The sequence below is a fragment of the Streptomyces sp. NPDC001108 genome (assembly GCF_053598535.1).
Genome location: NZ_JBSFKL010000007.1, coordinates 180,583 through 199,756, shown reverse-complemented (window position 1 = coordinate 199,756; position 19,174 = coordinate 180,583). Strand labels below are relative to the sequence as shown.

The following is a 19,174-nucleotide window of genomic DNA, read 5'->3' as shown; positions in this document are numbered from 1 at the left end:
CGCCGCTCAGTGAGCCGGGACGGGACCGGCCCCGGCTCACTGAGCGCCGGGACGCACCAGACCGCTCTCGTACGCGTACACCGCGGCCTGCACCCGGTCGCGCAGCCCCAGCTTGGTCAGCACATGGCCGACATGCGTCTTGACCGTCGTCTCGCTGACGAAGAGGTCCGCGGCGATCTCGGCGTTCGACAGACCGCGCGCCACCAGCTTCAGCACCTCGACCTCACGGTCGGTCAGGGTGTGCAGGGTGTTCGGCGCCGGCTCCTCGCCCGAGGGCAGGTGGTCCGCGTACTTGTCGAGAAGCCTGCGGGTGATGCTCGGCGCGAGCATCGCCTCGCCCGCCGCGACGACCCGGATCGCCTGCACCAGCTCGTTGGCCGGGGCGTCCTTCAGCAGGAAGCCGCTGGCACCGGCGCGCAGCGCCTCCACCACGTACTCGTCGAGGTCGAACGTCGTCAGCACCAGCACCTTCGCCGGACCGTCGCGGTCCGGGCCGGTGATCTGGCGCGTCGCCTCCACACCGTCCATCCGGGGCATCCGGATGTCCATCAGCACCACATCGGGCTGGAGCGCCCGTACCTGGTCGATGGCCTGGAGACCGTCACCGGCCTCGCCCACCACCGCGAGATCGCCCTCCGCCTCCAGGATCATCCGGAAGCCGGTGCGCAGCAGTGGTTGGTCGTCGACCAGCAGGACGCGGATAGCCACAGGGTCTCCTTGTCTCCCTCAGGGGCCTTCGGGGGCCGTGGACCGGCCGGCCTCGGCACGGACCGGCTCCATTCTGCCCTGCGCGCCGGGCTCCGGCTCCGCCGGGCGGACCGTGAGCGGATAGACCGGGGGAGTACCGCCGAACTCGGGGCAGAACGCCCGGTGGTCGCACCAGCCGCAGAGCTTCGTCGGCCGGGGCCGCCACTCGCCCGTCTCCGTGGCCTGCGCGATCGCCTCCCACAGGGCCAGCAGCTTGCGCTCCACCCGCTCCAGGTCCCCGATCACCGGGTCGTACGTCAGGACGTCACCACTGCCCAGGTAGACGAGCTGGAGCCGGCGCGGCACCACGCCCTTCAGCCGCCAGATCACCAGGGCGTAGAACTTCATCTGGAAGAGCGCGCCCTCCGCGTACTGCGGGCGGGGGGCCTTGCCCGTCTTGTAGTCGACGATCCGGACCTCGCCGGTCGGCGCCACGTCGATCCGGTCGATCACCCCGCGCAGCCGCAGCCCCGACTCCAGCTCCGTCTCGACGAAGAGCTCCCGCTCGGCGGGCTCCAGGCGCGTCGGGTCCTCCAGCGAGAACCACCGCTCCACCAGACCCTCCGCCTCCGACAGCCAGCGCGCCAGCCGCTCGCCGTCGGCGTCCTCGGCGAACAGCTCCGACAGCTCCGGCCGGGACTCCAGCAGCCGGTCCCACTGGGCGGGGACCAGCGCCGTGGCCCGGCTCGCCGTCCGCTCCGCCGCGGGATGGTCGAAAAGCCGCTCCAGCACCGCGTGGACCAGCGTGCCCCGGGTAGCCGCCTCACTGGGCTTCTCCGGCAGCCGGTCGATGACCCGGAAGCGGTACAGCAGCGGGCACTGCATGAAATCGCTCGCCCGCGACGGCGACAGGGACGAGGGAGGCTGGACGGGCGCCGGCAGGGAGGTCATGCCGAAGACCCTACGGCCCGCCACTGACAGCGGGCGACATACCATCGACCCCACAAGCTCCGAACACCGCATCACGCGCCATGGCGCACCGACCGAAGGGATCCCGTGGACGAGAGCGGCGACAGCGGGCGCCCGCAGCCCGGCCCGGAGGAAACGCCCTCCGCGCCCGGCCCCGACAAGGACGGACCGCAGCGCCCCGAAGAGCCCGGCGGCGGCATCCTCATGGGCCGCCCCTTCGGCGTGCCGGTGTACGTCGCGCCCAGCTGGTTCCTGGTGGCCGCGCTGATCACCTGGGTCTTCGGCGGCCAGCTCGACCGGGTGCTCCCCGAACTCGGGGCGGCGCGCTACCTGGTCTCGCTGTTCTTCGCCATAGCCTTCTACGCCTCCGTGCTCGTCCACGAACTCGCGCACACCGTCGTGGCGCTGCGCTACAAGCTGCCGGTGCGCCGCATCCAGCTCCAGTTCTTCGGCGGCGTCTCCGAGATCGAGAAGGAGTCCGAGACCCCGGGCCGCGAATTCCTCCTCGCCTTCGTCGGACCGCTGCTCTCCCTGGTGCTCGCGGGCGTCTTCTACGCCGGGATGAAGTTCGTCGAGCCGGGCACCGTTCCCGGCGTCCTGCTCGCCGGGCTGATGATCTCCAACCTCCTGGTCGCCGCCTTCAACCTGCTCCCCGGCCTCCCGCTGGACGGCGGCCGCATGCTCCGCGCCGTCGTGTGGAAGATCACCGGACGCCCGATGAGCGGCACGATCGCCGCCGCCTGGGTCGGCCGCGCCCTCGCCGTCGTCACGCTGATCGGCCTGCCGCTGCTCACCCGCACCGGCGCCCTCGGCAACGACCCGGCCGAGCTCAGCGGCATGGACACCCTGACCGACGCGCTGCTCGCCGCCATCCTCGCCGCCATCATCTGGACCGGCGCGGGCAACAGCCTGCGCATGGCCCGACTGCGCGAACACCTCCCCGAACTGCGCGCCCGCACCCTCACCCGCCGCGCCGTCCCGGTGGAGTCCGCGACCCCCCTCTCCGAGGCGCTGCGCCGCGCCAACGAGGCGGGCGCCCGCGCCCTGGTCGTCGTCGACGGGGAGGGCGAGCCGCAGGGCATCGTCCGGGAGACCGCCATCGTCTCCGTACCCGAGCACCGCCGCCCCTGGGTCGAGGTCGGCGGCCTCGCCCAGGACCTCACCGACGGCATGAAGGTCTCCGCCGAACTGTCCGGCGAGGCGCTCCTGGACCGGCTCAAGGCCACCCCGGCCACCGAGTACCTGGTCCTGGAGGAGACCGGGGAGATCTACGGCGTCCTGTCCACCTCGGACGTCGAGCACGCCTTCGTCGCGGCCCTGGCCAGGCCCGCCTCCTGACGGCCGGGGCTCGCGGCGGTCGCCCCGGAAATCACCGGTACGCTGGTCACATGTCTGAACCGACCGGTGCCGCCCGCCGACGCGGGCCCTTCAAGGTCGGGGACCAGGTCCAGCTCACCGATCCCAAGGGACGCCACTACACCTTCACGCTCGAAGCAGGAAAGAACTTCCACACCCACAAGGGTTCTTTCCCGCACGACGAGCTGATCGGTGCCCCCGAGGGCAGTGTGGTCCGGACCACGGGAAACGTCGCCTATCTCGCGCTGCGCCCCCTGCTCCCCGACTATGTCCTGTCCATGCCCCGCGGCGCCGCCGTGGTCTACCCCAAGGACGCGGGGCAGATCCTGGCCTTCGCCGACATCTTCCCCGGCGCCCGCGTCGTGGAGGCGGGGGTCGGCTCGGGATCGCTCTCCACCTTCCTGCTCCGCGCCATCGGTGACCAGGGCATGCTGCACTCCTACGAGCGCCGCGAGGACTTCGCCGAGATCGCCCAGCAGAACGTGGAGCGCTACTTCGGCGAGCCGCACCCGGCCTGGCAGCTCACCGTCGGCGATCTCCAGGACAACCTGTCGGACACCGACGTCGACCGCGTCATCCTGGACATGCTCGCCCCCTGGGAGTGCCTGGAGGCCGTCTCCAAGGCCCTGGTGCCCGGCGGCATCCTCTGCGCGTACGTCGCCACCACCACCCAGCTCGCCCGGACCGTCGAGTCCATCCGCGAGATCGGCTGCTTCGCCGAACCGCAGCCCTGGGAGTCGATGATCCGCAACTGGCACGTGGAGGGCCTCGCGGTCCGCCCGGACCACCGGATGATCGGCCACACCGGCTTCCTCGTCACCGCCCGCCGCCTGGCCGACGGAGTGGAGCCGCCGCTCCGCCGCCGCCGCCCGGCCAAGGGTGCCTACGGCGAGGACTACGACGGTCCCGGCAGCCAGAGCGGCTCCTCCCGCTGACCCCACGCGAGGCACCGGCGCCGCCGCCTGCTTTCCGGGCACTTCCGGGAACTCGGCGGCGGCGCCTCTTCGTTGCCGGTGGGTGAGGACCGCCCCACCGGCCGGGAGTCACGTACGACCCCACCGTTCCACCGCTCGGTGAGGTGTGGCACGATGCTGGCCACCCACGCCACCGGGCACCGCCCGCCCCGGGCATCCTCGGGCCACCAGGAACCACAGGAGACATCCCGCGTGCAGACCTCCGAGCTCCCGGACCTCGCGCACACCGACACCACGCCGCTGCACTGGCTCGCCACCGCGGCGGCCATGGCCGCCGTCATCGCGGCAGCCGGCCTGCTCCAGCCGGACCCCACGGCCTCGGCCTCCAGCCCGCACCGCACCACCGCGCAGCACGGCACCGCGCCCGCCGTCGCCCCCGACCCGGCCGAGGCGTCCTTCCCCCTGGACTGCGGCGGTTCCAAGAGCGTCGTGGCGGAACAGGCCACCGGCGACCTCGACGGCGACGGCCGCCCCGAGACCGTCGCGGTGGTCCACTGCGACGCCGGATCCGGCACCCCGCCCAGCGGTGTCTACGTCCTCACCCGGGGAAGCGGGCCCGAACCCCGGGTCGTGGCGACCCTGGTCGACCCCGCCCAGGGGATGAGCATCAGCGATTTCGCGGTGCGCGACGGCATCGTCTCGGCCACCCTGCTCGGCTACTCCTCCGACGCCGTGGCGCGCTGCTGCCCCGACCAGCAGGAGCGGGTCACCTGGCAGTGGAAGGGCGGAGCGTTCGTCCGCGCCGTACAGGCCGCCCCCGGCAACGCCTGAAACGACATCCGGCCGGCCACCGAGGGTGACCGGCCGGACGGGAGCGCCGGGATCAGGCGGCCTCGGGCCCGTACACCTCGACCCGGTCCGAGACGCGCCGTACGTGGATGCAGTCCCCGGGGCACTCCTTGGCCGAGTCGACCACGTCCTGGAGCAGCGGCAGCGGCACGGGCGTCGTCGCCCCCGCGTCCTGGAGCAGCTCGTCGTCCGCGCTCTTCACGTACGCCAGGCCGTCGATGTCCAGCTCGAACACCTCGGGGGCGTACTGGACGCAGATGCCGTCTCCCGTGCAGAGGTCCTGGTCGATCCAGACCTCCAGATCCTCCGTGTCGCCACCGTTGGGAGCGTCCTGCTGCACGGTCATTTCTCCTGCCGTTCCCTGCGTATCCGAACCAAAAGAAGCCAGCCCTGACGGGTGTTGAACGGTTCGACGATACAACTGGCGGCTTTCCGATGTTGAAGGGTGGGTATTCCCCAGACACGAGGGGGAACGCAAGGGTGAAGATCGGACACGTACCGCAGTCTTTGTGATCTAGGGGTTTCAATCATCACCCACGCAGGTAGGGTCAGGAAGCGTCCAGCTCCCCTTGGAGGAGGTGAGGACCGTGGCAGCCCACGACGACGACATCAACCGCGGCATCCGGCCCGGACGGGGGTCCGAAGACCCGGCCGGCCAGGTTGCCTATCTAGAGCAGGAAATCGCCGTCCTGCGACGTAAGCTCGCCGACTCTCCGCGCCATACGAGGATTCTCGAAGAGCGGATCGTCGAGTTGCAGACCAACCTGTCAGGCGTCTCCGCACAGAATGAGCGGCTCGCCAACACATTGCGCGAGGCCCGCGACCAGATCGTGGCCCTCAAGGAAGAAGTCGACCGGCTCGCGCAGCCGCCGGCCGGTTTCGGGGTGTTCCTGCAGAGCAATGAGGACGACACCTGCGACATCTTCACCGGAGGCCGCAAACTCCGGGTGAACGTCAGTCCCAGCGTCGAGCTCGACGACCTCCGGCGCGGCCAGGAAGTCATGCTCAACGAAGCGCTCAACGTGGTCGAAGCCATGGAATTCGAGCGGGCCGGCGACATCGTCACCCTCAAGGAGATCCTTGAGGACGGCGAGCGGGCCCTGGTCATCGGGCACACCGACGAGGAGCGGGTGGTGCGGCTCGCCGAGCCGCTGCTGGAGCTGACCATCCGCCCCGGCGACGCCCTCCTGCTCGAACCCAGGTCCGGCTACGTCTATGAAGTGGTGCCCAAGAGCGAGGTCGAGGAGCTCGTCCTCGAAGAGGTCCCGGACATCGACTACGACAAGATCGGCGGCCTGGGCGACCAGATCGAGCTGATCCGCGACGCGGTCGAGCTGCCCTACCTCCACCCCGACCTCTTCAAGGAACACGAACTGCGTCCGCCCAAGGGCATCCTGCTCTACGGGCCGCCCGGCTGCGGCAAGACGCTCATCGCCAAGGCCGTCGCCAACTCGCTCGCCAAGAAGGTCGCCGAGGTCACCGGCCAGCCTGCCGGGAAGAGCTACTTCCTCAACATCAAGGGCCCCGAGCTGCTCAACAAGTACGTCGGCGAGACCGAGCGGCACATCCGCCTGGTCTTCCAGCGGGCCCGTGAGAAGGCCAGTGAGGGCACCCCGGTCATCGTCTTCTTCGACGAGATGGAGTCCCTCTTCCGCACCCGTGGCTCCGGTGTCAGCTCGGACGTGGAGAACACCATCGTCCCCCAGCTGCTCGCCGAGATCGACGGTGTCGAGGGCCTGGAGAACGTCATCGTCATCGGCGCCTCCAACCGCGAGGACATGATCGACCCCGCGATCCTGCGGCCCGGCCGCCTCGATGTGAAGATCAAGATCGAGCGCCCGGACGCGGAGGCCGCGAAGGACATCTTCGCGAAGTACCTGACGCCCTCGCTGCCGCTGCACGCGGACGACCTCGCGGAGCACACCGGCTCCAAGGAGGCCGCCGCCCAGGCCATGATCCAGTCGGTCGTCGAGCGGATGTACACCGAATCCGAGGAGAACCGTTTCCTGGAGGTCACGTACGCCAACGGCGACAAGGAAGTCCTGTACTTCAAGGACTTCAACTCCGGCGCGATGATCCAGAACATCGTCGACCGGGCCAAGAAGATGGCCATCAAGGCCTTCCTCGAACAGGGCCAGAAGGGCCTGCGCGTCTCCCACCTCCTCCAGGCATGCGTGGACGAGTTCAAGGAGAACGAGGACCTTCCGAACACCACCAACCCGGACGACTGGGCCCGGATCTCCGGCAAGAAGGGCGAGCGGATCGTCTTCATCCGCACGCTCGTCACCGGGAAGCAGGGCGCGGACACCGGTCGCTCCATCGACACGGTGGCGAACACCGGGCAGTACCTCTAGAAACGCCGACCGGCTGCGGCTGCCCGGCCGGGCAGCCGCAGCCGGTCGCTTTCGGTACGTCCCACGCGACACCGCGGCAATGGCGCATTTGATCTCCCCGCCGGCGCAGCGGCGCTCTAGGCTCTTGCGTACCGCCCGGTCGCGCGACGCGTGGACGGGCCGTGCACGCGCACCGACAAGCAGCGGTACTTGAGCGCCGCCCCTCAAGGGAGCGCCGCCGGGCAAGGAGGGCCGCATGACCGTACGGCGAGTAATGGGCATCGAGACGGAGTACGGCATCTCCGTCCCCGGCCACCCCAACGCCAATGCCATGCTCACCTCGTCCCAGATCGTCAACGCCTACGCGGCGGCGATGCACCGGGCGCGCCGCGCCCGCTGGGACTTCGAGGAGGAGAATCCGCTGCGGGACGCGCGGGGTTTCGACCTCGCCCGCGAGACCGCGGACGCCAGCCAGCTCACCGACGAGGACATCGGCCTCGCCAACGTCATCCTCACCAACGGGGCCCGTCTCTACGTGGACCACGCGCACCCCGAGTACAGCTCGCCCGAGGTGACCAATCCGCGGGACGCGGTGCTGTGGGACAAGGCCGGCGAACGGATCATGGCCGAGGCCGCCGAGCGCGCGGCCCAGCTCCCCGGGGCCCAGCCGATCCATCTGTACAAGAACAACACCGACAACAAGGGCGCCTCGTACGGTACGCACGAGAACTACCTGATGAAGCGGGAGACCGCGTTCTCCGACATCGTGCGCCACCTGACCCCGTTCTTCGTCTCCCGCCAGGTGGTCACCGGCGCAGGACGGGTGGGAATCGGCCAGGACGGCCACGAGCACGGCTTCCAGATCAGCCAGCGGGCGGACTACTTCGAGGTCGAGGTCGGACTGGAGACCACGCTCAAGCGCCCCATCATCAACACCCGGGACGAACCCCACTCCGACGCCGAGAAGTACCGCCGGCTCCATGTGATCATCGGGGACGCGAACCTCTCGGAGATCTCCACCTACCTCAAGCTCGGCACCACGTCCCTGGTCCTGTCCATGATCGAGGACGGTTTCATCAACGTCGACCTCGCGGTCGACCAGCCCGTGCGCACGCTGCACCAGGTGTCCCACGACCCGGACCTCGCCCAGCTCATCACGCTGCGCAGCGGTCGCACCCTCACCGCGGTGCAGTTGCAGATGGAGTACTTCGAGCTGGGCCGCAAGTACGTCGAGGAGCGGTACGGGGCCGACGCCGACGAGCAGACCAAGGACGTCCTGAGCCGCTGGGAGGACACGCTCAACCGGCTGGAGAACGATCCGATGAGCCTCTCCGGCGAGCTGGACTGGATCGCCAAGCGGGAGCTGATGGAGGGCTACCGCCGCCGGGACGCGCTGGACTGGGACGCGGCCCGGCTGCACCTGGTGGATCTCCAGTACGCCGACGTGCGGGCCGAGAAGGGCCTGTACAACCGTCTGGCGGCCCGCGGGAAGATGAAGAGGCTGCTCGACGAGAGCGAGGTCGCGGAGGCCCGTACGAAGCCTCCGGAGGACACCAGGGCCTATTTCCGCGGCCGCTGCCTGGAGCAGTACGCCGACGACGTGGCCGCGGCCTCCTGGGACTCGGTCATCTTCGACCTGCCGGGTCACGACTCGTTGCAGCGGGTGCCCACCCTGGAGCCGCTGCGCGGCACCCGCAGCCACGTCAAGGATCTCCTGGACCGCTGCCGCACGGCGGAGGAGCTGGTCCAGGTCCTCACGGGCGGCTGAAAGGGCCGTGATCGGGGAATCATCGGGATGACCCCCGGACGTTGAGGGAAAGTACCGGGCCGATGTCGGAGCCCGTGGGTAGGGTCTGATTCAAGTGCTTCGAACCGAGCGGGGTGAGCTAGATGGCGACCAAGGACACCGGCGGCGGACAGCAGAAGGCGACGCGCTCCACCGAGGAGGTCGAGGAGCAGGCGCAGGACGCGCAGGTCTCGGAGGACCTCAAGGACCGCCAGGAGAAGCTGAGCGACGACGTCGACTCGGTCCTGGACGAGATCGACGACGTGCTCGAGGAGAACGCGGAGGACTTCGTGAGGTCCTTCGTCCAGAAGGGCGGACAGTAATCCGCGTATGTGAACGCGAAGGATCGGGGGGCGGTGCGCGCGGTACGGGTCGGGTCGGCCCGTACCGCGCGTTCGCACACGGCGGAACGGGCCGTGCAGCCGCTCCCGGGGTTCGGGTGGATCGCCGCCGCCGGGCGGGTAGGGTCCGTGGCGTAACCGCATCAAACGCAATTCGGCCATCGGCAAGTTGGGAGACGATCCTGACGCCTTGCGCAGGGCCGTCGCTTACCTGGAGGGAAACGCGTGGAAGCCAACACTCGTAGCACCGGGCGTCTACCAGCTGCCTTCCTGACGCCGGGATCCTCTTCGTTCATGGATTTCCTGTCCGACCAGGCCCCCGGAATGCTCCCGGGCAACCGGAACCTGCCGCCCCTGAAGGGGGCGGTCGAGGCCCCCCACGGGACGACGATCGTCGCGGCGACGTTCCCCGGCGGCGTGGTCCTGGCCGGCGACCGGCGCGCGACCATGGGGAACATGATCGCGCAGCGCGACATCGAGAAGGTCTTCCCGGCCGACGAGTACTCGGCGGTGGGCATCGCCGGCACCGCCGGGCTGGCCGTGGAGATGGTCAAGCTCTTCCAGCTGGAGCTGGAGCACTTCGAGAAGGTCGAGGGCGCGCAGCTCTCCCTGGAGGGCAAGGCCAACCGGCTCTCCACGATGATCCGCAGCAACCTGGCCATGGCCATGCAGGGCCTCGCCGTCGTCCCGCTCTTCGCCGGCTTCGACGTCGACCGTGAGCGGGGGCGCATCTTCTCGTACGACGTCACCGGCGGCCGCTCCGAGGAGCACGGCTACGCGGCCACCGGCTCCGGCTCGGTCTTCGCCCGCAACTCGATGAAGAAGCTCTACCGCCAGGACCTGACGGAGCAGGACGCCCTCACCCTGGTCGTGCAGGCGCTGTACGACGCCGCGGACGACGACTCGGCGACCGGTGGTCCGGACGTGGCCCGGCGCATCTATCCCATCGTCACCGTCATCACCGACGAGGGCTTCCGGAGGCTGGACGAGGCGGAATCCTCCGAGATCGCCCGCGCCGTCCTGGAACACCGGCTGGAGCAGCCCGACGGCCCGCGCGCCGCGCTGCTCTGACCCCCCGTTCCACCGCTTCCCCGACGCTCTCGTCACCGACAGAAAGGGACGGACAACAGGTGTCGACGCCGTTCTATGTCTCTCCTCAGCAGGCCATGGCCGACCGGGCGGAATACGCCCGGAAGGGCATCGCCCGTGGTCGCAGCCTGGTCGTGCTGCAGTACGCCGACGGCATCGTGTTCGTCGGCGAGAACCCGTCCCGCGCGCTGCACAAGTTCAGCGAGATCTACGACCGGATCGGTTTCGCCGCCGCCGGCAAGTACAACGAGTACGAGAACCTCCGCATCGGCGGGGTGCGCTACGCCGATCTGCGCGGCTACACCTACGACCGCGACGACGTGACGGCCCGTGGGCTGGCCAACGTCTACGCGCAGACGCTCGGCACGATCTTCTCCAGCGCGGCCGAGAAGCCGTACGAGGTGGAGCTGGTGGTGGCCGAGGTCGGCGTCGATCCGGAGGGCGACCAGATCTACCGGCTGCCGCACGACGGCTCGATCGTGGACGAGCACGGCTCGGTCGCGGTCGGCGGCAACGCCGAGCAGATCAGCACCTTCCTGGACCAGCGGCACCGTGACGGGATGACGCTCGCCGAGGCGCTGAAGCTGGCGGTGCAGGCGCTGTCCCGCGACCCCAACGGCAGCGAGCGGGAGATCCCCGCCGAGCGGCTGGAGGTCGCGGTCCTGGACCGGACGCGGCCGCAGCAGCGGAAGTTCAAGCGGATCGTCGGCGGGCAGCTCGCCCGGCTGCTGGAGGCGGACGGCTCCCCGGCGGACGCCGGCTCCGAGACCGGGGGAGAGGGCGGCGAGTCCGCCGCGCCCGGGACGTCCGATTCCGGCGGGGACGTCGAGTAGCCCGCCCGCAGCGATTCGTCCGTACCGTGGACCGGCCCGCCCCTTCCGGCGGGCCGGTCCACGGTCATGTGCGCGGCGGCGCCGACGAGCCGCGCGCCACCAGGCGTACGGGAAGGCTGCCCGGCTCGGCCGGCCGGTCCTCCAGGACCGCCAGCAGGGCGGCCATGCCGCGCTCCCCGACCTGCTCGGCGGGGAGCTGCACGGTGGTCAGCTCCGGCTCCACGGCCACCGCCAGCGCCAGGTCGTCGAAGCCGGTGACCGACAGGTCGTCGGGGACGCGCAGACCGAGCCTGCGGGCGGCTTTGCAGGCCCCCGCGGCGAGGATGTCGTCGTCGCAGACGAGCGCGGTCGGCCCGGGTCCGGGATCGGCCAGTACGCGCTCCGCGGCTTCCCGGCCCGCGTGCACGTCGAGCGCGGCGGTGACCGTCCGTACCGAGGTGCCCGGCACCGCGCGCAGGGCGGCGTGCAGCGCCCGGCCGCGCGCCGCGAAGGTCCAGGAGTCGACCGCCGAGGCCAGATGGACGAAGCGGCGGTGGCCCAGGGCCAGCAGATGCTCCGCCACCTGCCGCATCCCGTCGGCGATGTCCAGGTTGACGCGGGCGGCGACGCCGGTGTCCGCCGGGTCGCTGTCGAGCATGACCAGCGGCAGACCGGCGCCGCGCAGCGCGCCGAGGGCGTCGGCGGCCATCGAGGAGGCGATCACGCCGTCCAGGGAGGAGCTGGCCGAGGCGAACGGGTCCTTGGCCGGTCCGGTGCCGTCGGGCGACGGATAGAGGACGACCCCGAAGCCGTGCTCGGCGGCTACCGACGCGGCGCCGGTGTAGACCCGGGCGAAGAACTCGTTGGTGAGCGCGGGGACGACCAGCAGCGCGGTCCTGGTACGGCCCAGGCGCAGATTGCGGGCGGCGAGATTCGGCCGGTAACCCAGGCCCCGGGCGGCGCCGCGGACGCGCTCGGCGGTGGCCTCGGAGACCCGGCCGCGCCACTTGTCGCCGAGGACCAAGGAGACGGTCGCCTGCGAGACGCCCACCGCCCGCGCCACGTCGCGGCTGGTGGGCCGGGGCGGGGCGGGTTGCGGTGCGCTGCTCACTCGGGCCTCCGGGCCGGTCGGGGCAGGTGCCGTGCGGTGGACCTGCGGACTGGCCACATGGTACTTATGGGCATCGACGTTATACGTAAAACCTCGGGGTCGCCGAACACCGGGGGAGAGGGGCGAAGCGACATGGCCGCGGGCTATCTGGACATCCTCCGGGCGCGGCACGCCGCCCGGCTGCTGGCGGGAACCCTGGTGGGGCGGCTGCCCAACGGCACCGCCCCGATCGCGATCGTGCTGTTCACCCGGGCCGAGGGCGGCAGCTACTCCCTGGCCGGCGCGCTCGCCGCCGTCTACGGACTGGCCACCGCGGTGGGCCAGCCGCTGCTCGGGCGCGCGGTGGACCTGTACGGCCAGCCCCGCGTCCAGCTCCCCGCCGCCGTCGTGTCCGCGCTGGGCATGGCCGTGCTGGCGCTGGCGGGCCTGGGGTCGCTGCCGCTGGCCTATGCGGCGGTGGTGGTGGCGGGGCTCTTCACCCCGCCGCTGGAGGGCGGGCTGCGGGCCCTGTGGCCGAGCGTCCTGGGCCGGGAGGACCGGGTCCACCGCGCGTACGCCATGGACGCGGTCGCCCAGGAGATCATGTTCACCGCGGGCCCGCTCCTGGTGACGGCGCTGGTCGCCGTCTGGTCGCCGGCCGCGGCGCTGCTCGTCATCAACGTGATCGGCGTGCTCGGGGCGCTCTCCGTCGTCCTCTCCGAACCCTCCCGCGCCTGGCGCTCCGCACCCCGCGAGGCGCACTGGCTGGGCGCGCTGCGTTCACCGGGGCTGCTGGCCCTGCTCGGCTCCTTCTTCTTCGTCGGGCTCGCACTGGGCTCGATCACGGTGGCCGGTGTCGCCTACGCCGACGACCACGGCCGGGAGGCCGTGTACGGCTGGCTGATGGCGGCGCTCGGGCTGGGCGCCCTGGTCGGCGGCACGGTCTACGGGGCGCGCCAGTGGTCCGGGGCGCCGGAACGCCGCCTCCGGGTCGTCGTCGCCCTGCTGGCGCTCGGCTACCTGCCCCTGACGCTGACCCCCTCGGTCCCCGCCATGATCGCCCTGATGGCCCTGGCCGGGGTCTTCCTGGCCCCCGCGATCGCCTGCTCCTTCATCGTCGTCGACCGGCACGCCCCGCGGGGCACCGTCACCGAGGCGTTCTCCTGGCTGGTGACCACGTTCGGGGTCGGCGCGGCGGTCGGAACGGCCGCGGCGGGCCCCGCCGTCGAAGCGGGAGGGACCTCGTGGAGTTTCGCCGTCGCGGGGGCCGGAGGGGTGGCGGCGCTGCTCGTTCTCCTGACGACCGGAAAGGTGCTGGAGGTTCCCGGGCGTACCGCGGTTGCCGCACATGGATCGGAAAATGATCGAAACGGAGCTGTCGAACCCGGTTTCAGCTCAGGCCATCAGGCGTAATGTTCAGTCATGGACCGCCGCATTTTCGGGCTGGAGAACGAGTACGGCGTCACGTGCACGTTCAGGGGACAGCGCCGACTGTCCCCTGATGAAGTGGCGCGCTACCTCTTCCGCCGTGTTGTGTCATGGGGCCGCAGCAGCAATGTCTTTCTGCGGAACGGCGCCCGCCTCTACCTCGACGTGGGATCGCATCCGGAATATGCAACCCCCGAATGCGACAACCTGACCGAACTGGTCACCCACGACAAGGCCGGCGAGCGCATTCTCGAAGGTCTGCTCGTCGACGCCGAACGCCGCCTGCACGAGGAGGGAATCGCGGGCGACGTCTACCTCTTCAAGAACAACACCGACTCGGCGGGAAACTCCTACGGATGTCATGAGAACTACCTCGTGGCCCGGCACGGAGAATTCTCCCGGCTCGCGGACATCCTCATTCCCTTCCTCGTCACGCGACAACTGATCTGCGGCGCGGGCAAGGTGCTGCAGACCCCCCGGGGCGCGGTCTACTGCGTCAGCCAGCGTGCCGAGCACATCTGGGAGGGCGTCAGCTCCGCGACCACGCGTTCCCGCCCGATCATCAACACCCGCGACGAACCGCACGCGGACGCGGAGCGGTACCGCCGCCTCCACGTCATCGTCGGCGACTCCAACATGTCCGAGACGACCATGCTTCTCAAGGTCGGCGCGACCGACCTGGTGCTCCGCATGATCGAAGCCGGCACGGTGATGCGGGACCTGACGCTGGAGAACCCGATCCGGGCGATCCGCGAGGTCAGCCACGACACCACCGGGCGGCGCAAGGTGCGCCTGGCCAGCGGCCGTGAGGCCTCCGCCATCGAGGTGCAGCGCGAGTACTACGAGAAGGCCGTCGACTTCGTCGACCGCCGGGGCATCCGCACCGGCACGGTCGCCCGGGTCCTGGAGCTCTGGGGCCGCACGCTCGACGCGGTCGAGGAGGAGGACCTCGACCGGATCGAGACCGAGATCGACTGGGTGATGAAGTACAAGCTCATCGAGCGGTACCGGGCCAAGCACAACATGACCATGTCGCACCCGCGGGTCGCCCAGATAGACCTCGCGTACCACGACATCCACCGCCGACGCGGCCTGTACTACCTGCTGGAGCGCAAGGGCCAGGCCGCCCGCGTCTGCAACGACCTGAAGATCTTCGAGGGCAAGTCCGTGCCCCCGCAGACCACCAGGGCGCGGCTGCGCGGGGACTTCATCCGCAGGGCGCAGGAACAGCGGCGGGACTTCACCGTCGACTGGGTCCACCTCAAGCTCAACGACCAGGCGCAGCGCACGGTGTTGTGCAAGGACCCCTTCCGTTCGGTCGACGACCGGGTGGAGAAGCTGATCGCGGGCATGTGACCGGAACAGGCCGTTCCAGGACACCGGTGCGACGAGGACCCCGTACGTTTCCCGTACGGGGTCCCCGTACGTCCATGGGGGTGTAGGACCGGCCCCGATCGGCCGCACACCCCCTAGAGTGGCGGGGACCCACCCCATCGTGTCGTCTGAGATCTGAGGAACAAGTGCGCCGACTTGCCGGCCTTCTCGTCGTCCCCCTCCTGCTGCTGACCGCGGCATGCGGTGACGAGAAGGGCTCCGATTCCGTTTCCGCCTCCGCGTCGAAGGACGGGTTCCCCGCGATCACCGCGGGCGCGAAGTTCGGTGAGAAGCCGACCCTGGCCAAGGGGGAGGGCAAGCCGCCCAAGGAGCTCAAGACCAGAGTCCTCAGCAAGGGCGACGGCGCCACGCTCAAGAACGGCGACGCGATCCAGGTCAACTACCTCGGTCAGTCCTGGGATTCCGACAAGCCCTTCGACAACAGCTTCGACCGCAAGCAGCCGTTCGACCTGACCCTCGGTGCCGGCATGGTCATCCAGGGCTGGGACAAGGGCCTCGTCGGGCAGAAGGTCGGCAGCCGCGTCCAGCTGGTCATCCCGCCGGACCTCGGCTACGGCGCCCAGGGCCAGGGTGACATCAAGCCGAACGCCACGCTCGTCTTCGTCGTCGACGTCCTGAAGGCGACGCAGATCCCGGCCTCCGCCAAGGGCACCGAGGTCGCCCAGGACAACATCGACCTGCCCAAGGTCGGCACCAACACGGACGGCAAGGCCCCCAAGGTCACCATCCCGAGCAAGAGCACCCCGCCGGCCGAGCTCGTCTCCAACTACGTCCTGGAGTCCAAGGGCGAGGTGGTGAAGGACACCGACAGCGTCGTCGTGAACTACGTCGCACTGACGTGGAAGGACGGCAAGACCTTCGACAGCACCTACCAGGCGGGCAAGACGCAGACCTTCCCGCTCGCCCAGGTGACGCTGAAGGGGCTGAAGAACGGCCTGGTCGGCAAGAAGATCGGCAGCCGCGTGCTGCTCGTCATCCCGCCGGACCAGGGCTTCGGGGACAAGGCGCAGCAGACCATCCCGGCCAAGTCCACGCTGGTCTTCGCCGTCGACCTGCTGGCGAAGATGTAAGACTGTCCCGGTTGCCCAGTTCACCATCAACGAGGAGCAAGTCAGTGGAGATCGAGAAGCCGGAGATCGACTTCCCGGAAGGCGCGCCGCCGGCCGACCTGGAGATCAAGGACGTCTGGGAGGGCGACGGACCGGTTGCCAAGGCGGGCGACTTCGTCTCCGTGCACTACGTCGGTGTCGCCTTCTCCACCGGTGAGGAGTTCGACGCCTCCTGGAACCGCGGCCGGCCGCTGGAGTTCCAGCTCGGTGCCGGACAGGTCATCGCGGGCTGGGACCGCGGCGTGCAGGGCATGAAGGTCGGCGGCCGCCGCCGGCTGACCATCCCCGCGCACCTCGCGTACGGCGACCGCGGCGCCGGCGGCGGCCTCATCGGCCCCGGCGAGACGCTGATCTTCGTCTGCGACCTGGTCTCCGTCTGACCTCCGCCTCCGTGCGGAACGAGGGCCCGTGCCGACAGGCACGGGCCCTCGCTTTTGTCCCGGCAGCGCGGGGCGGTACGGTCGACCGTCGTAGAGCGAAACAGAAGGGGCGTCGATGGCGATTGCCAAGGCCGAGCGGCTGATGAACCTGGCGCTGTGTCTCCTGGGGACCCGCCGCCCGCTCAGCAAGCGCGAGCTGCGCGGTTCCATCGAGGCCTATCTCGAAGCGGGCTCCGACGACGCCTTCAACAGGATGTTCGAGCGCGACAAGGACGATCTGCGCGAGCTCGGCCTGGTCATCGAGACCGTGGAGAACCTGGACGGCGAGACCGGCTACCTCGCCCGCCGCGACAGCAACCGGCTGCCCCCGATCACCCTGGACGCCGAGGAGGCCGCCGCGCTCGGGCTGGCCGCCAAGGTCTGGCAGCAGGCCCGGCTGGCCGGCGCGGCCAGCGGGGCCCTCCAGAAGCTGCGGGCCGCGGGCATGCCGGAGACCGAGGACGCCTACGAGGTGCACAGCGCCCTCGAACCGCGCATCCCCGTCCACGAGGCGGCGTTCGAACCCCTGATGCTGGCCTGCCGCGACCGCCGCCCGGTCACCTTCGACTACCGCAAGGGCAACGCCGCCATCCCCGAACAGCGCCAGGTCGAGCCGTGGACGCTGGAGTGCTGGCGCGGCCACTGGTACCTGGCCGGCTGGGACCGGGACCGGCGCGCCGAGCGTGTCTTCCGCCTTTCCCGCATCACCGGCCGGGTCCGCTCCCGGGCCGGGGCCTTCACCGCCGAGGTGCCCGACGTCGTCACCGTCCGCGAGACCGTCGAGAGCTGGGCCGGGGAGACGGCCACCAGGACCGCGCGGATCCGGCTGCGCACCGGCGCCGGATACCCGCTGCGCTCGCGCGCCGTGACGGTCCGGGAACTCGGGAACGGGTGGGACGAGTTGGAGATTCCGTACGGACACGGCCTGGACGCCTGGCTCGTCGAGTTCGGTCCGGACGTCGTCGTACAGGAACCCGCCGACCTGCGGGCCGATGTGGTGGACCGGCTGCGCGCCGTGGCCAAGGACTGAGGGAGAAGAGCACCACCCATGGCCACGAACGCGATCGACCAGACCCGCCGGATGCTCTCCCTGGTGACCTACCTCCGGGAGCGCCCCGGCGCCCACGTCCAGGACGTCGCCCGCGCCTTCGGGATCACCGAGGACGAGCTGATCTCCGACCTCGACGTGCTGCCCATGTGCGGTACCAGCTTCCGCGGCGGCGACCTGCTGGACATCGACACCGACGGTGACCGGATCTGGTGGCACAACCCGGACGACGTCGCCGAGCCGCTGCGGCTCGCCGCCGACGAGGCGACCGCGCTCCTGGTCGCCGCCCGCGCGGTGGCCACGCTGCCCGGGCTGCGCGAGAGCGACCGCCAGGCACTGCTGAGGGCCACCGCGAAGCTGGAGACCGCGGCCGGCGAGACGGGGGCGGCCAGCTCGCGGCTCTCGGTCACCTTCGAATCCGAGGGCGGCGTCTTCGCCGAGGTGGACCGGGCGATCTCCGAGCGGCGCCGGCTCTGGCTGCGCTACTACTCGCCCGCGCGCGACGAGCTGACCGAGCGCGAGGTGGACCCGATCCGGCTGTTCGCGGTGGGCCACACCTACATGGAGGCATGGTGCCGCTCCTCGGAGGACCGGCGCACCTTCCGGCTCGACCGGGTCGCCGCGATCCGGCTGCTCGACGAGCCCGCCGCACCGCCCGAGCTGGAGCTGCGCGACCTGTCCGCGGGGCTCGTCCAGCCGGCCGCGGAGGACCCCGAGGTCATCGTCGAGGTCGGCCCCGGCGGACGCTGGGTCGCCGAGTACTACCCGCACGACAGCGCGGAGGAGCTGCCCGACGGCGGGCTGCGGATCGCGTTGCGCACCCCCGACCCCGCCTCGTTGCGCAGGCTCGCGCTGCGGCTGGGCGGCGAGGGCCGCATCACCTCCCCGCCGGAGCTGGCCCGCAGCGCGCGCGACGCGGCCCGCGCGGCGCTCGCCGGATACGACGACGGCACGGTCTGAGCGGAAACCGAGGGAAGGGATGAGCCGGATGTCTGTGGTGTCGGGCGTACCGACCGTGGTGGTACCCGAGTCCGTACGGTTCAGGGCCGCCTGCCCGGACTGCCGCGAGTGCTTCGAACTGGCCGCGGCGGCCCTCCGCCTGGCCGTGGGGGCCAGCCGCCGGACGACGTTCTACTCCTTCACCTGCCCCCGATGCGGTGCGGCGGTCCGCAAGCCCGCGGGGGAGCGGATAGTCGAACTGCTCAGCCGCGGCGGTGTGCGGACCCTGCGCCTGCACACCGGCTCCTGAAGCACTCCGTCCGACACTCTCTAGACACCATCGAGGCTCTCCGCATGTTCTGGCCGATGCTCGCCGTTGCCCTGGGCTTTCTCGGGATCGCCGTGCTCGGCGTGCTGGCCGTCCGGGTCTTCGTCGAGGCCCAGCGGCTCGGGCGTCAGGTGACGCGTACCACCCAGCGCATCAACCAGGCCGCGGAGGACCTGGAACGGGCGGCGACCGACCTCGCCGGGAACGGAGAGGCGCTGCGCCCGTAGCACTTCTCCGGCATCCGGGGAACCGGCTGTGAGCTGCGCCGATCGATCCGACCGG

20 protein-coding genes and 1 pseudogene are annotated in these 19,174 nt (G+C 70.6%); 17 read left to right on the top strand and 4 right to left on the bottom strand.

Features of this window, described 5'->3' with window-relative positions:
• Positions 1-36: 36 nt before the first annotated feature.
• Together ACWC97_RS18180 and ACWC97_RS18175 are read right to left on the bottom strand one after the other, a co-directional pair.
• Positions 37-708 (bottom strand): response regulator transcription factor, encoded by a 672-nt coding sequence (locus ACWC97_RS18180; RefSeq protein ID WP_352280599.1) that lies wholly within the window; start codon positions 706-708, stop codon positions 37-39.
• Between the two features lie 18 nt (positions 709-726).
• Positions 727-1,572 carry a RecB family exonuclease gene (locus ACWC97_RS18175; RefSeq protein ID WP_450650392.1) on the bottom strand — a complete coding sequence of 282 codons (846 nt, stop codon included), beginning with the start codon at positions 1,570-1,572 and terminating at the stop codon, positions 727-729.
• A gap of 171 nt (positions 1,573-1,743) precedes the next feature.
• Between ACWC97_RS18175 and ACWC97_RS18170 the strand changes: the two genes are divergently transcribed.
• From ACWC97_RS18170 to ACWC97_RS18160, 3 genes are all read left to right on the top strand, one after another.
• Positions 1,744-2,994 (top strand): site-2 protease family protein, encoded by a 1,251-nt coding sequence (locus tag ACWC97_RS18170; RefSeq protein ID WP_450650243.1) that lies wholly within the window; start codon positions 1,744-1,746, stop codon positions 2,992-2,994.
• Positions 2,995-3,044: 50 nt separating this feature from the next.
• Entirely contained in the window at positions 3,045-3,947 is a 903-nt protein-coding gene (locus tag ACWC97_RS18165) for a tRNA (adenine-N1)-methyltransferase (RefSeq protein ID WP_352280595.1), read from the top strand.
• Between the two features lie 231 nt (positions 3,948-4,178).
• On the top strand, positions 4,179-4,757 hold the full coding sequence (locus ACWC97_RS18160) for a hypothetical protein (protein WP_450650242.1): 579 nt from the start codon (positions 4,179-4,181) through the stop codon (positions 4,755-4,757).
• A gap of 52 nt (positions 4,758-4,809) precedes the next feature.
• On the opposite strand, the gene ACWC97_RS18155 is transcribed toward ACWC97_RS18160, so the two are convergent.
• Positions 4,810-5,121, bottom strand: coding sequence for a ferredoxin (locus ACWC97_RS18155; protein WP_352280591.1), 312 nt, complete (start codon positions 5,119-5,121; stop codon positions 4,810-4,812).
• A gap of 241 nt (positions 5,122-5,362) precedes the next feature.
• Here ACWC97_RS18155 and arc point away from each other — a divergent pair, with 241 nt between their 5' ends.
• The 6 genes and pseudogenes from arc to prcA all read left to right on the top strand — a co-directional run bounded on the left by arc (position 5,363) and on the right by prcA (position 11,157).
• A complete protein-coding gene (gene arc, locus ACWC97_RS18150; RefSeq protein WP_352280589.1) occupies positions 5,363-7,129 on the top strand; it encodes a proteasome ATPase in 1,767 nt (588 codons plus the stop codon).
• Between the two features lie 235 nt (positions 7,130-7,364).
• Complete coding sequence (gene dop / locus ACWC97_RS18145) at positions 7,365-8,876, top strand: depupylase/deamidase Dop (protein ID WP_352277597.1); 1,512 nt, start codon at positions 7,365-7,367, stop codon at positions 8,874-8,876.
• 122 nt (positions 8,877-8,998) lie between these two features.
• Positions 8,999-9,217 carry a ubiquitin-like protein Pup gene (locus ACWC97_RS18140; protein WP_124718707.1) on the top strand — a complete coding sequence of 73 codons (219 nt, stop codon included), beginning with the start codon at positions 8,999-9,001 and terminating at the stop codon, positions 9,215-9,217.
• A gap of 101 nt (positions 9,218-9,318) precedes the next feature.
• Positions 9,319-9,509: pseudogene (locus ACWC97_RS18135) on the top strand (endonuclease domain-containing protein); the annotation flags it as partial.
• Positions 9,461-10,306, top strand: coding sequence for a proteasome subunit beta (prcB, locus tag ACWC97_RS18130; protein WP_352277596.1), 846 nt, complete (start codon positions 9,461-9,463; stop codon positions 10,304-10,306). The pseudogene ACWC97_RS18135 and the gene prcB, both read left to right, overlap by 49 nt.
• A gap of 59 nt (positions 10,307-10,365) precedes the next feature.
• Complete coding sequence (gene prcA / locus ACWC97_RS18125; RefSeq protein ID WP_352277594.1) at positions 10,366-11,157, top strand: proteasome subunit alpha; 792 nt, start codon at positions 10,366-10,368, stop codon at positions 11,155-11,157.
• A gap of 64 nt (positions 11,158-11,221) precedes the next feature.
• Here the strand turns inward: prcA and ACWC97_RS18120 are convergent, their stop codons facing one another.
• On the bottom strand, positions 11,222-12,247 hold the full coding sequence (locus ACWC97_RS18120; protein WP_450650238.1) for a LacI family DNA-binding transcriptional regulator: 1,026 nt from the start codon (positions 12,245-12,247) through the stop codon (positions 11,222-11,224).
• A 132-nt stretch (positions 12,248-12,379) separates the two neighbouring features.
• On the opposite strand from ACWC97_RS18120, the gene ACWC97_RS18115 reads away from it, so the two are divergent.
• The 8 genes from ACWC97_RS18115 to ACWC97_RS18080 all read left to right on the top strand — a co-directional run bounded on the left by ACWC97_RS18115 (position 12,380) and on the right by ACWC97_RS18080 (position 19,119).
• Positions 12,380-13,639 carry an MFS transporter gene (locus tag ACWC97_RS18115; protein WP_385210642.1) on the top strand — a complete coding sequence of 420 codons (1,260 nt, stop codon included), beginning with the start codon at positions 12,380-12,382 and terminating at the stop codon, positions 13,637-13,639.
• A 9-nt stretch (positions 13,640-13,648) separates the two neighbouring features.
• Positions 13,649-15,010 carry a Pup--protein ligase gene (gene pafA, locus ACWC97_RS18110; RefSeq protein WP_352277589.1) on the top strand — a complete coding sequence of 454 codons (1,362 nt, stop codon included), beginning with the start codon at positions 13,649-13,651 and terminating at the stop codon, positions 15,008-15,010.
• A 164-nt stretch (positions 15,011-15,174) separates the two neighbouring features.
• Complete coding sequence (locus ACWC97_RS18105) at positions 15,175-16,119, top strand: FKBP-type peptidyl-prolyl cis-trans isomerase (RefSeq protein WP_352277588.1); 945 nt, start codon at positions 15,175-15,177, stop codon at positions 16,117-16,119.
• A 44-nt stretch (positions 16,120-16,163) separates the two neighbouring features.
• The gene (locus tag ACWC97_RS18100) at positions 16,164-16,538 is read left to right on the top strand and encodes an FKBP-type peptidyl-prolyl cis-trans isomerase (RefSeq protein ID WP_352277586.1); all 375 of its coding nucleotides are present in this window, start codon (positions 16,164-16,166) and stop codon (positions 16,536-16,538) included.
• 115 nt (positions 16,539-16,653) lie between these two features.
• The gene (locus ACWC97_RS18095) at positions 16,654-17,607 is read left to right on the top strand and encodes a helix-turn-helix transcriptional regulator (RefSeq protein WP_352277585.1); all 954 of its coding nucleotides are present in this window, start codon (positions 16,654-16,656) and stop codon (positions 17,605-17,607) included.
• Between the two features lie 18 nt (positions 17,608-17,625).
• Positions 17,626-18,585, top strand: a complete 960-nt coding sequence (locus ACWC97_RS18090; RefSeq protein ID WP_352277583.1) for a helix-turn-helix transcriptional regulator — start codon at positions 17,626-17,628, stop codon at positions 18,583-18,585.
• Positions 18,586-18,604: 19 nt separating this feature from the next.
• Positions 18,605-18,874: a hypothetical protein gene (locus ACWC97_RS18085; RefSeq protein WP_352277582.1), complete on the top strand. Its 270-nt coding sequence runs from the start codon at positions 18,605-18,607 to the stop codon at positions 18,872-18,874.
• A 44-nt stretch (positions 18,875-18,918) separates the two neighbouring features.
• The gene (locus ACWC97_RS18080; RefSeq protein WP_385210651.1) at positions 18,919-19,119 is read left to right on the top strand and encodes a hypothetical protein; all 201 of its coding nucleotides are present in this window, start codon (positions 18,919-18,921) and stop codon (positions 19,117-19,119) included.
• Positions 19,120-19,174: the final 55 nt, after the last annotated feature.

Coding starts and splice junctions, on each gene's coding strand:
- ACWC97_RS18175 (WP_450650392.1), bottom strand. CDS start 1,572: ATGCAGTGCCCGCTGCTGTACCGCTTCCGGGTCATCGACCGGCTGCCG.
- ACWC97_RS18165 (WP_352280595.1), top strand. CDS start 3,045: ATGTCTGAACCGACCGGTGCCGCCCGCCGACGCGGGCCCTTCAAGGTC.
- ACWC97_RS18155 (WP_352280591.1), bottom strand. CDS start 5,121: ATGACCGTGCAGCAGGACGCTCCCAACGGTGGCGACACGGAGGATCTG.
- dop (WP_352277597.1), top strand. CDS start 7,365: ATGACCGTACGGCGAGTAATGGGCATCGAGACGGAGTACGGCATCTCC.
- ACWC97_RS18140 (WP_124718707.1), top strand. CDS start 8,999: ATGGCGACCAAGGACACCGGCGGCGGACAGCAGAAGGCGACGCGCTCC.
- ACWC97_RS18115 (WP_385210642.1), top strand. CDS start 12,380: ATGGCCGCGGGCTATCTGGACATCCTCCGGGCGCGGCACGCCGCCCGG.
- pafA (WP_352277589.1), top strand. CDS start 13,649: ATGGACCGCCGCATTTTCGGGCTGGAGAACGAGTACGGCGTCACGTGC.
- ACWC97_RS18095 (WP_352277585.1), top strand. CDS start 16,654: ATGGCGATTGCCAAGGCCGAGCGGCTGATGAACCTGGCGCTGTGTCTC.
- ACWC97_RS18090 (WP_352277583.1), top strand. CDS start 17,626: ATGGCCACGAACGCGATCGACCAGACCCGCCGGATGCTCTCCCTGGTG.
- ACWC97_RS18085 (WP_352277582.1), top strand. CDS start 18,605: ATGAGCCGGATGTCTGTGGTGTCGGGCGTACCGACCGTGGTGGTACCC.
- ACWC97_RS18080 (WP_385210651.1), top strand. CDS start 18,919: ATGTTCTGGCCGATGCTCGCCGTTGCCCTGGGCTTTCTCGGGATCGCC.